The organism is Sphingomonas sp., assembly GCF_036731925.1.
Classification (GTDB): Bacteria; Pseudomonadota; Alphaproteobacteria; order Sphingomonadales; family Sphingomonadaceae; genus Sphingomonas.
Map to the genome: position 1 here is coordinate 1732185 of NZ_DAINDJ010000001.1, position 14379 is coordinate 1746563.

Consider the following 14379-nt stretch of genomic DNA (forward strand, 5'->3'; position numbering starts at 1 on the left):
AATGGGTCGATGAATTGCGGCAGGATCGGGGCAGACCGGCCGCGGCTCAGCGCTCCTGCAGGAGTGCGGCCGCGCCGCCCGTTGCCGCAAGGTTCAGCGTCAGCACCGTGTCGGAGGCGACGCGGCGGCTTTCCACCTGCACCGCCTCGGGGCCGGCACCGTCGGTCCAGATCCGCGCCTCGGCGCCGCGGGGCCCGAGGAACGCCAGCGGCACCGTGATGCTGCGCGCCTTCTCGTTGTTCATCGCGCCGAGATACCAGCTTTTGCCCTTGCGGCGGGCGATCACGATATATTCGCCCGTCTCGCCGGCAAGGAATCGCGTCTCGTCCCAGCTCGACGGCACCGCCTTGATGAAGTCGAAGCCGGCAGGGCTGGCCGCATAGGTGTCCGGGCTGTCCGCGACCGCTGCGAGGGGCGAGAGGTAGACGACATACATCGCCAGCCCGTGCGCACGGGTCGTCTGCACCAGCGGCAGATCGTTCCGGATCTGGAAGTTGGCCGGGGCCACGTTGCGGAAGCCACCTGGCGTATAGTCCATCGGCCCCAGAAGCCCGCGGGTATAGGCGAGCATGACATTGTTGCCCGCTGTCGCCCGCCGGCTCCACTTGTTGTACTCGGCCCCCATCACGCCTTCCTGCGTGACGAAGTTCGGCCAGGTCCGGGTGAGGCCGCGCGGCGGGAAGGCGCCGTGCAGGTCTACCATCAGATGGTGGCGCGCCGCAGCACCGAGCAGCTTCTGATACCAGTTGACCATCCACTGGTCATCGCGGTCCATGAAGTCGATCTTGATGCCGGCGATGCCGAGCTTCTCGTAGAGCGTCAGCGCGTCTTCCATCTGCTCGTCGAGCGCCTGCCAGTGCGCCCACAGCCACAGCCGCACCTTCTTCGTGCGGGCATAGTCAGCGACTTCCTGCAGATTGATCGCATCGGCCCATTTGGTGATGTCGACACCGGGCCGGCGCACCCCGCCGCCACCCGCACCGGCGTACCAGCCCTCGTCGATCATCGTGTAGGGAAAGCCGTTCTCGGCGGCGAAGTCGATGAACGCCTTGGCCACCGCCGTCGTGGTCCGCTGCCCCGGCAACTTCCCGATCACCGGCCCGTTCCACCAGTCCCAGCTGGTGAGACCCGGCTTGATCCAGCTCGTGTCCTCGATCCGGCTAGGGCTGGAGAGGTTAGTGAGCAGCGTCGATTCTTGGAGCTTGCCGAGCTGGTCCGCGAGCATCACCACGCGCCAGGGCGTGACGATCGGGCTGCCGATCCGGGTGTGGACGGCGATGCGCGGGTCGTCGAGCGAAGGCGACAGCTTGATCTGCAGTCCCGGCCCGCCATCACCGCGCCCGGTCAGGTACATGCCGGCAAAGTCGATCAGGTCGGCCTCTGCAAGCGCGAAGGCGCCTTTCCCGGTTTCGCAGGCGAACGGAAGGTCGAACAGATTGTGGTCGCGCAGCCGCGTGGTGTCGACGGGGTCGAACTCGCCCTCATGGCTGGACCCGAAATGGCCGACGTTGAAGCCCCAGCATTTCCAGGCCTGGGGGAAATAGAAGCCGGTCCGTTCGTAACGGACGATCGCCGCGGCGGTCCCTGCCTGCACCGGCACCACCGTGCGGAAGGCGACACCATCGTCATAGGCGCGCAGCACCAGATCCATCCGGCGCTTGGCACCGCCACGCTCCTGCAGGTGGACGGTCAGCTGGTTGTAGCGATCCCGCCCCTCCTCGGCCTTGCCGAGCACGATCCGGTAGCGGGTGTCGGCGCTGCTCGCCTCGCTGCCGGTGATCGCCATGCCCCAGCCAAGCATGTCGCGATCGAGGTCGAGCGCAATGGGCGACGGCGCCAGCACCATCTCGCCGCGCCGCTGGACGAGATAATTGGGCGTGCCCTGCCGATCGAGCGCCACGACGATCCTGTTGGTGCCGTCCGGCGACACCGTCTCCAGCGTCTGCCCGGCAGCCGGAGCCGCCACCAGCAGCGCCGCGGAACCGAGCAGCGCCCTCACGCGCGGCGGGCCTTGAGGATCGGCTCGATGACCGTGGCCATCGCATCATAGCCCGCTTCGGTCGGGTGGACGCCGTCATAGGCCAGGCCCGGCTTCATCGCGCCCCGGGCATCGCCCAGCACCGGAGTATAATCCACCCACGTCAAATGCTCCGCCTTGGCATAGTCGTGCAGCCAGGCGTTTATTTCGCGGATCGGCCCGACCACGTCCAGGCCCGGGCGCCAGGGGAAATGGTCCGCGGGCGGCACGGAAGCAAGGATCACGCCGATGCCATTCGCCCTGGCGATCTGCGCCATCATGCGGAAATTGTCGTAGCTCTGCGCCCGTGTCATCTTGCCGGTGTTCCCGGCGATGTCGTTGGTGCCGGCCATGATGTGAACGAAGCGGGGCTTGAGGTGCACCACGTCCGCCATCATCCGCAGCACCATCTGCGGCGTGGTCTGCCCGCCGATGCCGCGGCCCACCCGGCCCGGGGTGAAGAACCCGGGACGCTTGCTCTTCCAGCCTTCGGTGATCGAATCGCCCAGAAAGACGATGTTGACCTTCTCGCCCGCGGCGAGAATGCGGGCGTTGTCCGCAGCGTAGCGGCTCAGTTCCGGGAAGTCCTCGTGCAACAGGCGCTCCTTGCGCTGTTCCCAGGTTTCCTGCGTCTGCGCGCGGGCGACGAACGGAAGCGCCAAGGCACCGGCAAGCAGCGAACGGCGGCGGACGGACATCAGGATTCTCCCCGGAAAAGGCTCTGGTCTTGTGGGCCGAGCGTGGCGCAACGCTGCGGGAGCGTCAAACTCCGCCCGGCCTACAGGTCAGTGCAACGACGCGGCCCCGCCCGCGCGCACCGGCTTGGCGCGGCCGGCTGCGATCGCGAAGCCACACAGCACGACGTAGCAAAGCGCCGGCACGATGAGCGCAAAGGCATAGCCGTGCAGATCCGCGACCTTGCCGACCAGCAGCGGCAGCACCGCGCCACCGACAATGGCGGTGCAGAGCAGGCCCGAGGTGGCTTCCTCGCTCGCCGCCGAACGCTCCAGCGTCAGCGTGAAGATGACGGGGAACATGATCGAATTGAACAGGCCGATCGCCAGCGCGACGAAGCCCGCGCTCACGCCGCCTACCGCGACGACATAGAGGCACATCGCCGCCGCGACCACGGTGAACAGCGCCAGCAGCTTGTCCGCGCGGACGCGGGTGAGCAGCAGCGAGCCCAGCGCACGCCCAACCATCGCGCCGCCCCAGTAGAAAGCGACGGCCTTGCCGGCTTCCTGGAGCGAGACGCCGTGCACGCCGTCGCTGCCCATCAGCGTGCCGAGCAGCGGCACCCCGAACGGCGCGTCGGACTGGCCCCAGATGCTGTTGTCGTTGAGGAACAGCGCCATCTGCGTGCCGATCGACACTTCGGCGCCGACATAGAGGAAGATCCCCAGCGCGCCGAACAGCGCCCAGCGCGAGGAGAAGGCGTCGAACAGGCCCGAGGTCGCATTGTGCGCGGGTGCGGCGTCGCGCACGACGCGGCGACTGACGAAGAAGAACACCGCGAGCGCGAGGATCAGGCCGCAGATCCACAGATAGGCGGTATCGATGCCCGCCAGCGCCTCGGCACGGACCGCCGGATCGACGACCGCTCCCGACTTCACCTCGACGCCCTTCAGGAACAGATGCGCGCCGAGCAGCGGGCCCAGGAACGTGCCGAAGGAGTTGAAGGTCTGGCTCAGCACCAATCGGAAATGGCTGCCCTTCGGGTCGCCCAACGCCGCGGCGAGCGGGTTGGCGGCGACCTGCAGCACGGTGATGCCGCTGGCCAGCACGAACAGGCCGAGCAGCACCAGCCAGTAATTGGCGAGATTGGCCGCGGTCAGCATGATCAGGCACGCCGCCGCCATGGTGCACAGCGCGAGCAGGATGGACGGCACCGCCTTCAGCCGCGAGACCAGCGCCGCGGCGGGCAGCGAGACCACGAAATAGGCGAAGAAGAAGGCAAAGGCGCTCGCCTGCGCCTGCAGATTGGTGAGCGTGAAGATGCCCTTCACCGCGGCGACCAGCGGATCGACCAGCGAGGTGATGAACCCCCAGGCGAAGAACAGCGTTGTTACCGCGGCAAATGCCAGCGTGGTGTGCGTAGAACGTGCGGTGGCCAAGCGATCCCTCTCCTGCCCCAATGGCTTAATCGGGCGCGACGCTTCCCGACAACGTTGGCAAATGTCAAGCAGGAGCGGCTTTTCGCGCTCGCATCTTCACGCCGGCCTCGCCTATAGGCCGATGCGTTGATAAACGACGCGGCGAGTGGAGTATTGCGCGTGGACGAAGTGAAGAAGCTTGCGGGAACGAAGATGGTATTGACGAAGGGGGTGGCGGCGCTGGCGCTTGCAGGCGCGATTGCCTCTCCCGCAGCAGCCCAGTTCCGGCTGATTCCGAAGCCTAAGCCCACCGAGACGCCCGTCGCCCGCCCGGTCCAGACGCCCGCTAGTCAGGTGCAGGCTCAAGCTCCGGTGAAGACGCAGGCGCCGCGACCCGCGCCCGCGCGCGCGCCGCAGAGCCAGACTCCCGCGGTGCAGACGCCGCGGCCGACGCTCGCCCCGCCCCAGGCCCAGTCGACACCGCTGGTCCCCGCACCGATGGTGCAGGCGGCGCCGTTGCCGACGCTGAGCGGAAAGCAGGTCGCCGAGCTGCGCCAGCTTCTCACCGATGCCGGCCTGTCGCAGGGGTTGCGCCGGATGACCAGCACCGTCACGCTGCCCAGTGACAGCGACGGCATGGCCCGCGCAGCGCTGGATTATGCCCGCGCGGTCCATTCGGGCCGGCTCGACTCCAGTGACTTCATCAATGACTGGGGCCTGCGCCCCGCGCCGTTCGATCCGGCGCCCGGCTTCGCCGATGCGGTGAAGCGCGACCGCCTGGCCGCATGGATCCGCTCGTTGCCGCCGCCCTATGCCGGCTATGACGGGCTCGAAAAGGGCCTGGTAGCGTACCGTAGCATTCTCACCTCGGGCGGCTGGGCCAAGCTCGCCCCCGGGCCCGATCTCGGCAAGGGCGCAAGCGGTGCCCGGGTCAAGGCGCTGCGCAAGCGACTGGCCGTGGAGGACAAGCTGGTTTCGACCAGCGGCGACGTGTTCGACCAGGACCTCCAGGAAGCGGTGCTCCGCGCCCAGCGCCGCTATGGCCTGCGCCCGACCGGCGTCGTCTCCACCGGCACGCTCGCCGCACTCAACGTGCCGGTCGAGGCACGCGTCCGCCAGATCATGGCGAACATGGAGCGCTGGCGCTGGCTGCCGCAGACGCTGCCCGCCAAGCGCATCCAGGTGAACATCGCCGCTGCGGTGATGACCGTGTTCGAGGGCGACAGCCCGATCGCCTCGATGAAGGCAGTCACCGGCCGGCCCGGCAACGAGACGCCGATGCTCCAGTCGCGCATCCACTCGATCGTGCTCAATCCGCCCTGGAACGTGCCGAGCGGCATTGCCGCCAAGGAATTGTGGCCCAAGGGCGAAGCCTATCTGAAGGCGCGTGGCTATCGCGTGATCGGCTCCGGGCCGGACCGTCGCCTTCAGCAGGAATCGGGTCCGCGCAGCGCGCTCGGCCGCTACAAGTTCGACTTCGACAATCCCTATGCCGTGTATCTGCACGACACGCCGGTCCAATCGGGCTTCAACAGCTACAGCCGGCTGGACAGCCATGGCTGCGTGCGCCTCGAGAAGCCCGGCCCGCTTGCCGAGCTGCTGCTGAAGAACGACCCCAACTGGCAGCCCGATGCAATCGCGGCGCAGCTGGAAGGCACCAAGACCGTGCGCGTTCGCCTGGCGGATGCGGATCAGGTCGCGGTCTACCTGCTGTACTGGACCGCCTTCGCGAGCGCCGACGGCACGATGAACTTCCGCGACGACCCCTATAGCTGGGACAAGCTGCTGGCCGAAAAGATCGAATCGCGCGCGGCCGTCAGCGCCGGCACCGCCTCCTGAACCCGCATTCCAAGGAAACATCCATGAAGCTGCGCACTCTCGCAATCTTGGCCGGCGCCGGCCTCACCCTCGCTGCTTGCGGCAGCAAGGACGAAGGCCCCACCGCGCCCGACGCCAACGTCACGGAGATCACCGTGCCGGAAACGCCGGCGGACGTGAACGTCTCCACGCAGGAGCCGGCGGCGGCCGAGCCCGCCAACGCCGCGCCCGCGCCGGTCGCCACGCCGAGCGAGAAGCCGACGCCGTTCAGCGACCGCGAGCAGACCGAATCGGACGCCGCCGCAACGGGCATGACGTCGCGCATCGATCGCAACGCCGACAGCGAAAATCAGGAAAAGAAGCAGTAAGCGAAAATAGCGGGCGCGACGCGCGTCAGCGCGCGCGCCCCTCGTTCAGGGCGGCACGGCCCTGGCTCACTCGGGCGAGCAACAGCTCGAGATGATCGATCGAATAGCCGGATTCGTGGAAGGCGGCGATTTCCTGCTTCGGCAGCGCATAGCCCTTGTGCCAAGCGAGCACCGCCATGCGGCGCAGCGCTTCAAGCTTCGAATCGGCAAGCCGGGGGCTCGCCCGATCACCACCGAAGAACAGCGCGAAGAAGCGCGACCAGCGGCTCGGCGCTTCCAGCGACGAAAGGCGATCGCGCTGCGCGATGGCGACGACCTGCCATTCCAGCGCCGTCAGCGTTGCAGCAGCCTCAAGAGCCCCGCTCGTCGCGAGGGGTTGGCCGTTGAAGCCGCCAAGATCGAGATACGCCATCGCCTGCACTCCCTGTACATGCGGATGCAGGCCACCCCCGGCGCACCTATAAAAAGCGCTGCCTTGGCCGTTCCGCCACTTCGTTCCACCTTGCCCGCGCTCGGCTGCCCCGGGTCACCCCTTCGTCCCGCCGCTGGACTGCCGGTATATGCCGGCTTCCTGAACCCACGCTGTCCCTGCGCATGGATCGTTTCGGTATGGTGTCTCATGTACGCCCGGGCGCCGTAACGTCAAGACAAAATCGTACTGTACAGTACTCTAATTTTCACGGGTCGAACCGTGGTACGGTTTGTCGCATAAAGACACGATGATAGCGCTTTCCCGTCGCTCGCTGCTCGCCGGCACCGCCGCCACGCTTGTCTTTCCCGCGCGTGCTTCGGGGATGCACGAGGCGGACCAGCAAGCGCTGCGCGCAATACTGGACCGCGCGAGCGCGGACCCCGCCGCCGCGCTGGCGGCGCTCTCGAGGTGGGACGCGACAGACCTGCCAGCGGGGCCGCGCCTCGACCTGCTTGCCGCCAGATCCGGACTGGCGATCGATATCGAACTCGCCCGCCGTTTCCCGTTCGGAAGGCCTGGCCGGAGCCCCTATCGCATCACACCCGGCAGCGGCGCGTGGCTCCATGCCGATGGTTCGGAACAGGCGATCACGCTGGAGACGCAGGCGCTGCGCGCCGATGCAGCGCTGGGCGTGCGCCTGCCCCGGGGCCTCGCCGAGCGCACGGCGACCGCCGTTGAAGCGGCACAGCGCGCAGCGGCCGGCCCCCGCGCAGCGACGCTGGGCGAGCAGCTTGCAGTATTGCGCCGCCTCGCCGTCGACGCGCCCGCACCCGGCGTGGCCGCCCTTCCCGACGGCCATCGCTATTATGTGCTGTTGCTGCGCCGAACGAGCGGCGACGACGTGGATGCGGAGGCGCTTCGCCACCGGCTGATACGCGAGCACGCGGCCGTGTGTGCCAAGGCCGATCGCCTGTTCGCGCAAATCGGGCAGCGAGGCGGCAGCATCGGCGCGCGCTATCAAAGCCTCTGGCAGGATTCGCGCTGGCGCTACCCGGACGATGCTGCAGGCCGCGACCGGGCGGTGGCGGACATGAACCGCGTACTCGCCACCGCAGACAAGCACCTGCCGCTGTGGTTCGACCCGCTACCCGCGCAGGTGCACACCGTCCGCGCCGCCAGGATGTCGGCAGCGGAAGAGGCAGCCGGCAAGCAGGGCTATCGCAGCTTGCCCGAGGGTGCACGGCCCGGCCGCTACGTTGTCGACCTGCGGGAGATTGGCCGACGGCCGGCCTGGACGCTGCCCGCTGTCGTCCATCATGAGCTGCTGCCCGGTCATATGGTGCAGATGCCGCTGGAAACACTGGCGGCCCCGCATCCGCTCCGGCTGGACTACGCCCAGTCCTTCGTCGAGGGCTGGGCGATCTATGCGGAGGGACTCGCCGCAGCGGCCGGGCTCTATCGGGGGGACCCGCACGGCGCGCTCGGCTATTGCCACTGGCGGCTGTTCCGCTTGTGCCGGGCACTGGCGGACCTGAATATCCATCTCCACGGATGGAGCATAGACGAGGCGCTCGCATTCTGGCGCGAGAATATGGGGGAACCGGCCTATTTCGCCCCCTTTGACTCCGATCTCGATCGCATCGTGCTCGAGCCCGCGACGCGGGCGGCGGAGGCTGCCAGCTGGCTTGCAATCGAGGATCTCGCCCGCGGCCGCGCGCCCCGCCCCTTCCACCGCGCGCTCCTCCAGCATGGCCGGATGCGTACTGACATGCTGCGCGGGAGCAACGCGCGCGCAGGATGATGCCAAGATGAACCCCGGCCTACGATCCGGTTCAGGCTGCGGATGCTTCGACTCGGTTAGTCCTCCTCGCATCGAAACGACAGAGGACAGACCGATGAAACTGGTTCAATGGATCGCCGCCGCCGGGTTCGTAGCGACGGGACTGGTAGGCGCCACCGCTGCCCAGGCGCAGGACTGGCGCTACCGCGATCATCATGAGCGCCGCTGGGATCGTCATGACCGCCATGCGCGCTGGGAACGCCATCGCGGCTGGGATCGCGGCCGCCATCACGGCTGGAACGCGTATGGCTATCGCAGCCGCACGGTATGCTGGGACGAATGGCACCGTGGCCGCCGCGTCGAGGTCTGCCGCCGCCGCTAACGGCTCACGGAGCGCCCGCAGGAGGAGGCGGGCGCTCCGTTTCGTCGAGCAGCGGAAGCATCAGCACGAAGCGCGCGCCCATCCCAGGCGCACTGTCGACAATCAGATCCCCGCCCATCGCGCGTGACAGGCGGCGCGCGATATAGAGCCCAAGCCCGCTGCCGCCCGGCTCCGCCGGCTCCACGCGCGCGAATTTCTCGAAGATGCGCGCCTGATCGCTCGCGGCGATCCCCTTGCCCTGGTCCGCGACAATGACGCAGCCCATCCCGCCTTCGCTTTCCAGACGGATCCACACCACCGAACCCCGTGGACTGTAGCGCACGGCGTTGCCGATCAGGTTCACCAGCACCTGCAGCGCGCGCCGGAATTCACCCCGCACCCGCAGGACCTCGTCGCTCCCCGGCCGGTCGATGCGGACGCCTGCCTCGCCAGCCCGCACGGATAACAGGCTGGCCGCGCGCCGCGCGACGTCGGCGAGATCGATCGTCTCGCGCGCGGTCGTGAAATCCTCACCTTCGATCGCCTGGAGGTCGACGAGATCCTCGACGAGCCCGAGCAGATGGCGGCCTGCGCTGGCAATGTCGCCGGCATAGCCGGCATAATCGCCTCGGATCGGGCCCTCGACCTGCGCGCTGATCGCCTCGGCGTTGGCGATGATTCGCGCCAATGGGCCGCGCAGTGCGCGTTCGAGCCGTCTCCCGAACGCGCGCGGAAAGCCTTTGCCAGATTGCGGCGCGGGAAGAATAGTCGCGATTTCCGGCGGCGCTGCATCGAGCATCCGCGCGGCACCCATAAAGCCCGCGAACCGGCCCAGCGGATCGCTCCGCGGCGTCGCATCCAGCCGGACCATCCGCCCGGTACCGCGCAGCTCTGCCCGCTGTCCGTCGAACCGCGCACGGGCAGACATCGCCGACAGGATCGGCAGCTGGCCACCTTCGTCCTGCGCGAGCGCGAACAGCCGCGTCAGCGGCTGCCCCAGCATCTCCCGGATGTCGAAGCCGTGGCCCAGCCCCGCTTCGGGGGACAGGAAGGTCAGGCGCAACGCGCCATCGGTCTCCCACAGCCAGTCGCCGGTAGCGCGGAGGAAATCGCCATCGCGTTCGGGATCTGCAGCAGGGCGCCAGGCGGGGCGCGCGCGCCAGCCGCTGACCTCCAGCCGCACGCCGCCGCGATCGGGGCCTGCGCGTACCCAGAGATCGAGCTCCTCCTCGCCGTCGGCCGCGACCACGCTGCGCGAAATGGCGATACCCAGCCGGTGCGCCAACTGCGCGATCGCGGCGACGCCGGGCAGCGCGAGTGGGGCGCCGATGCCGCCCCCCGCGCGGTCGTTGAGCGCGCGCAGCCGCGGCTCGGCATCGATCAGCCGACCAGCGGCATCCAGTCGCGCCACCGCCAGCGGCACCACCGGGTCGAGCGACTTGATAGCGGTCACGGCGCACGGCCCCCGTGCATGGCGGCACGCACTGCCCGGTACTCGGGCGGAAGCCGCAGCAACGCGAGCAGGTCGCGCGCAGTCCCCATATCCACCGCCGCCAAGGTGTCGACCGCATCGGCCAGTCCGGCAAGGTCGCGTGCGGGATCCGCGTTGCACAGCAAGAAGCAGAGCTCCGCGATATTCTCGCGCGGCAGCTCCAGAGCGTGCAGCACGAGCAACAGGCGTTCGGCGCCCGGGTCGAGCAGCAGCGCCCGCGCTTCCGGAAATTCGATGTCCGCCGCGCGCGCCAGCAGGGCGACGAACAGCGGCAGGTGGCGATCGCGCAGCGCCTCCAGCAAGATGCGCCCCCACTCCCGCGGGCCGGGATCGATCGCGGCGGCAAGTCGGGCAGCGGCTGCCTCCACCTGGTCCGGAGCGGCTCGCTCGGCGAGCGCACACTCTTCGCGAACGGCCGCGCAGAGCGCCGCGTCCAATGCCACGCCGGCCAGGGTTCCCGCTTGTTCGCGCATCGCCGCTGCAACCCACCAAAGCAGGCGTGCATGCAAGATGAACGGCAGCCGCCAACGTCCCGCTTCAGGACTCCGCGCGCGGCTCTCCGCCAGCAGCAGCGCGCGCGCCGCCTCCGAAAGGCCCGGTGCCGGGTGTTCGGCCAACCGGTTGAGCAGGCTGGGCCGCGCCGGATCCTCCGGGGCATGGTGCGGAAGGCCCGCGGCAAGCTGGTCCAGCCGCACCGTGGCCAGAAGCTCGCCTGCGAGCGCCGGGTCTGCCGGCAGGCCGGCTGCGTGCAGCAGCGGCAACGTCGCGCCCAGCCCAGGAAATCCCTCCGGCGCTACCGCGCGGCAGAGGCTCGCCTCGATGGCGCCGACAATCTGTTCGAGCCGCAGTCGCACGCCGGCGCGCGTGCGCTCGTCCAGCCGCAGCGCATCCGGAACGGCGATGTCACGTGCAGTGACTTCATCCAGTGCGCGGCCGTGCATTTCCGCCGCCGCCGCGCGTGCCAGCAGATCCGGGGCGCCAGTGGCAAGGCCACCGCGCGGTTCGGGAGCGCCTTGCGCCATATCCAAGGACATAGCGGCGCAAGCTTAATCGGAGGCTAAGACTTGCCGCGCAGGCTTTCGATCGCTGCCGTCAGCGTGGACAGCGCATAGAGCGACACCGCCCCCAGGCCGGCGGTTGCGTGCCCCAGCAGCGCGAAGGGGGTGAGGACGAGCATCTGCGCCGCCGCATTCGCCCACCAGCGCCGGCGCTGGACCGGCACCCGCTCGGCAAGCAGCTGCAGCACCACGCCGCTTGCCGCGAGCAGCAGCGACGCAGGATTGCCGATCAGCCGGAATTCATGCCAGCCGGTCGCCGCGAGCAGCAGCACGAACAACCCGAGAATGGCGAGCTCGATCTGCCGCGCGCGCGGCTCCTCGCCGCGCAAGGCCGCATGCGAAGCCGCAGTCGCAAAGCCCAGCGTGGCGACCAAGGCCACCAGCGTGCCGATCCCTCCCCAGCCCGCCAGCACCGTCAGCAGTGCCGCGACGGCGACCACGCCGCCCAGCGCCAGCGGCGCCCAGTCGGGTATGTTGCGCGCCATCATCTGCGGGAGCACGAAGCGCGACGCGCGGCTGAACACCCAGCGATCGGCCCAGAGCGTCCGTCGGTCGCTCAGTGCGGCGAGCACCGCGTCGTTCCTTGCCGCGAGCCCGTCCCCGCTCCGCTCGACCGCGTGACCGGCGCGCGCCCAGCCGGGCGCGAGCGGCACTTGCAGCGCGCCAGACTGTGCGGCGACCCGAAGCAGCGCCGACTGGAAGTCATAGTCCTCGGGCATGGAGGCGATATGGGCGAGGTGGCGCGTCTCGATCCGGGCGATGCCGGCCCAGCAATGGCGCATGTCCAGCCGCTCGATGGCGGCCGGCGATTCCGAATCGTCGGTCACGAGCAGCGCGGCATGCGGCTCGGCCGCCATCCGTTCCATGACCGGGTCGATCGTCACCAGTCCGTCAGCAAGCACCAGCACATCGGCGTCGCGCAGCACCTTCTCGGCTGCTTCCTCGGCCGAGCGGACGATGTCGACCTTCAGCCGCCCACGCCCTGCCCGCTCGATGGCCGCCAGGAACTGCGGCGTCACTTTGCCCACCGCAACCAGCACCTGCTCGGCGCCGATGCCGGCGAGCAGGCGGATCTGATATTCGAGCAGGGTCATGCCGCCGAACGGCAGGCTGGCGACGAGCGTGCCGGGGCGATCCTGCGCCTCTTCCACCGCGAAGATCAGACCGCACAGGGCACGTTCGGGTGCCACCATCATCCCCTCCATCAGTAGAGCAGATGCGGCCGGCGTGCCGCGACCCAGGCGGCTTCGTCCGGCAGGGCCAGTGCGTCGAGATCGGCGGGCGCCGCGGCGGGATCGTCCACCCATTCACGCAAGCCCGGGCCGCCGTTGATCACATCGATCGCCAGCTTGTCGAACACATATTCGTAGGGGAAATCGCGCCAGAGATCATAGCCGGGGTATAGCGACCGGATCGCCTTGAACGCCAGCGCCTGCACACGCCACGGGCGGAAAGCGGCGTGGTCATAGCCCGGACCCTCGGCGTGGATAAACACGCCCGCACAGAGCTGGCCGACATGCTTGTGGAACGTCGGCTGGAACCACATGTCGCGCAAGCTGCAGCCCGCCAGCCATTGCGGCGCTGTGCGCTGCATCTCCGCGATTACCGCCCGGGCATCGATATCCGGGGCGCCGAACAGCTCGAGCGGCCGGGTGGTGCCGCGGCCCTCGGAAAGCGTCGTGCCCTCCAGCATCACCGTTCCGGCATAGGCGCGCGCCATATTGACGTTCGCGGCGTTGGGGCTCGGGTTGATCCACGGACGCTCGGCGGGCCAGCCAAAGCCGGGCCCCACCTCCGGCTGCCAGCCCTGCATGGCGACGACCCGATATTCCACGTCCAGGCCGTAATGCGTGATGAACCAATGGCCGAGTTCGCCCAGCGTCATGCCGTGGCGCATCGGCATCGGCCCCGCGCCGACAAAGCTTTCCCAGCCCGGCAGCAGCGTCAGCCCCTCGACCGGACGACCGGCAGGATTGGGGCGATCGAGCACCCACACCGCCTTGCCCTGCCTGGCGGCGGCTTCGAGCACGTAGAGCAGCGTCGTCACGAAGGTATAGATGCGGCAGCCGACATCCTGGAGATCCACGAGCATCACGTCGAACGTGGCCATCGAGGCGTCCGTCGGTCGCCGGACTTCACCATAGAGGCTGAACACCGGCACCCCGTACTGCGGATCGGTGAAGTCGGGCGACTCCATCATGTTGTCCTGCAGGTCGCCGCGTACGCCATGCTGCGGGCCGAACACCGCCGAAATGTTCACGCCTGCCGCCACCAGTGCGTCGAGACTGTGGGTAAGGTCCGCAGTCACGGACGCGGGGTGCGCGAGCAGCGCCACGCGCTTGCCCTGAAGGGGAGCGCGCAGCTCGGGTTCGGCGAGGAGACGATCGATTCCGAAAAGCATGTCAGTCTGCTGGCGGCAGAACGCCCACAAAGCAATCGGGATCGTGGAAATCGGGCGCATCTCCCCCGTGGCGCAGCGCCCAAAAGGATTTGGTGCCGTCCTTCTCCTCGATCACGGCGGTGATGCCGAAGCGCAGGCGGCCGCCGCCGGGGGCCGGCAGTTCCACGGTAACGCGGGCCTCGTCCGCCCCCGTGCAAAGGAGAACCGCGGGCGATATTGGCATTGCCAGCGGCGCCATGCCTTCGCGCCGGGCGGTGAAACCGTAGGCGGCCCACTGGCCAGAAGGTGCGAAGTTGAACTCCCGATAGGCGCCCCCCGCACCGGCGACGAACAGTTCCAGGCACGTTGTCTGCCAGAGGCCGTCGGTCCGCTCCGGCGGCGCTGCCGGCGGCAGAACCACGGCGTCCGCGCGGCCCGCGATCGCATAGACCAGGCGCAGCGTCGCGTCGTCGCGCGCCAGGGTGCAGGTGATGCCGGTAACGGCACGCGGCGGCGTCGCCGGATGCGGCTGCAGGAAAAGCTTCATGCCAAACCTGTAGCGCGGACTGCCACCCGTCGTCAGCATCGCGACGCGGGACA

Annotated in this window: 13 protein-coding genes; 4 read left to right on the top strand and 9 right to left on the bottom strand. The window is 68.8% G+C overall.

The features are described 5' to 3' along the window. Positions 1-46: 46 nt before the first annotated feature. The 3 genes from V7E00_RS08455 to V7E00_RS08465 all read right to left on the bottom strand — a co-directional run bounded on the left by V7E00_RS08455 (position 47) and on the right by V7E00_RS08465 (position 4131). Positions 47-1999: a glycoside hydrolase family 97 protein gene (locus tag V7E00_RS08455; protein ID WP_333572178.1), complete on the bottom strand. Its 1953-nt coding sequence runs from the start codon at positions 1997-1999 to the stop codon at positions 47-49. Further along, positions 1996-2715: a GDSL-type esterase/lipase family protein gene (locus V7E00_RS08460; RefSeq protein WP_333572179.1), complete on the bottom strand. Its 720-nt coding sequence runs from the start codon at positions 2713-2715 to the stop codon at positions 1996-1998. The genes V7E00_RS08455 and V7E00_RS08460 overlap by 4 nt, the downstream gene beginning before the upstream one ends. An 87-nt stretch (positions 2716-2802) precedes the next feature. Then, positions 2803-4131 (bottom strand): MFS transporter, encoded by a 1329-nt coding sequence (locus V7E00_RS08465; protein WP_333572180.1) that lies wholly within the window; start codon positions 4129-4131, stop codon positions 2803-2805. A gap of 192 nt (positions 4132-4323) precedes the next feature. On the opposite strand from V7E00_RS08465, the gene V7E00_RS08470 reads away from it, so the two are divergent. Further along, on the top strand, positions 4324-5949 hold the full coding sequence (locus V7E00_RS08470) for a L,D-transpeptidase family protein (protein WP_333572181.1): 1626 nt from the start codon (positions 4324-4326) through the stop codon (positions 5947-5949). Between the two features lie 23 nt (positions 5950-5972). Beyond that, complete coding sequence (locus tag V7E00_RS08475; protein WP_333572182.1) at positions 5973-6296, top strand: hypothetical protein; 324 nt, start codon at positions 5973-5975, stop codon at positions 6294-6296. A gap of 25 nt (positions 6297-6321) precedes the next feature. Here V7E00_RS08475 and V7E00_RS08480 read toward each other — a convergent pair whose 3' ends face one another. Further along, the gene (locus tag V7E00_RS08480) at positions 6322-6708 is read right to left on the bottom strand and encodes a hypothetical protein (protein ID WP_333572183.1); all 387 of its coding nucleotides are present in this window, start codon (positions 6706-6708) and stop codon (positions 6322-6324) included. Positions 6709-7015: 307 nt separating this feature from the next. Here V7E00_RS08480 and V7E00_RS08485 point away from each other — a divergent pair, with 307 nt between their 5' ends. Both V7E00_RS08485 and V7E00_RS08490 read left to right on the top strand, forming a co-directional pair. Next, a complete protein-coding gene (locus V7E00_RS08485) occupies positions 7016-8509 on the top strand; it encodes a DUF885 family protein (RefSeq protein WP_333572184.1) in 1494 nt (497 codons plus the stop codon). A gap of 94 nt (positions 8510-8603) precedes the next feature. Next, positions 8604-8870: a hypothetical protein gene (locus tag V7E00_RS08490; protein WP_333572185.1), complete on the top strand. Its 267-nt coding sequence runs from the start codon at positions 8604-8606 to the stop codon at positions 8868-8870. Positions 8871-8874: 4 nt separating this feature from the next. On the opposite strand, the gene V7E00_RS08495 is transcribed toward V7E00_RS08490, so the two are convergent. Genes V7E00_RS08495 through V7E00_RS08515 form a run of 5 tightly spaced genes read right to left on the bottom strand, consistent with a single transcriptional unit; the run spans position 8875 to position 14326 of the window. Continuing rightward, positions 8875-10302: a sensor histidine kinase gene (locus tag V7E00_RS08495; RefSeq protein WP_333572186.1), complete on the bottom strand. Its 1428-nt coding sequence runs from the start codon at positions 10300-10302 to the stop codon at positions 8875-8877. Next, positions 10299-11363, bottom strand: coding sequence for a DUF2336 domain-containing protein (locus V7E00_RS08500; protein ID WP_333572187.1), 1065 nt, complete (start codon positions 11361-11363; stop codon positions 10299-10301). The genes V7E00_RS08495 and V7E00_RS08500 overlap by 4 nt, the downstream gene beginning before the upstream one ends. Positions 11364-11398: 35 nt before the next feature. Next, positions 11399-12595: a hypothetical protein gene (locus V7E00_RS08505; RefSeq protein ID WP_333572188.1), complete on the bottom strand. Its 1197-nt coding sequence runs from the start codon at positions 12593-12595 to the stop codon at positions 11399-11401. 8 nt (positions 12596-12603) lie between these two features. Continuing rightward, positions 12604-13800 carry an exo-beta-N-acetylmuramidase NamZ family protein gene (locus V7E00_RS08510; protein ID WP_333572189.1) on the bottom strand — a complete coding sequence of 399 codons (1197 nt, stop codon included), beginning with the start codon at positions 13798-13800 and terminating at the stop codon, positions 12604-12606. A gap of 1 nt (position 13801) precedes the next feature. Continuing rightward, positions 13802-14326: a DOMON-like domain-containing protein gene (locus V7E00_RS08515; RefSeq protein ID WP_333572190.1), complete on the bottom strand. Its 525-nt coding sequence runs from the start codon at positions 14324-14326 to the stop codon at positions 13802-13804. Positions 14327-14379 lie beyond the last annotated feature (53 nt).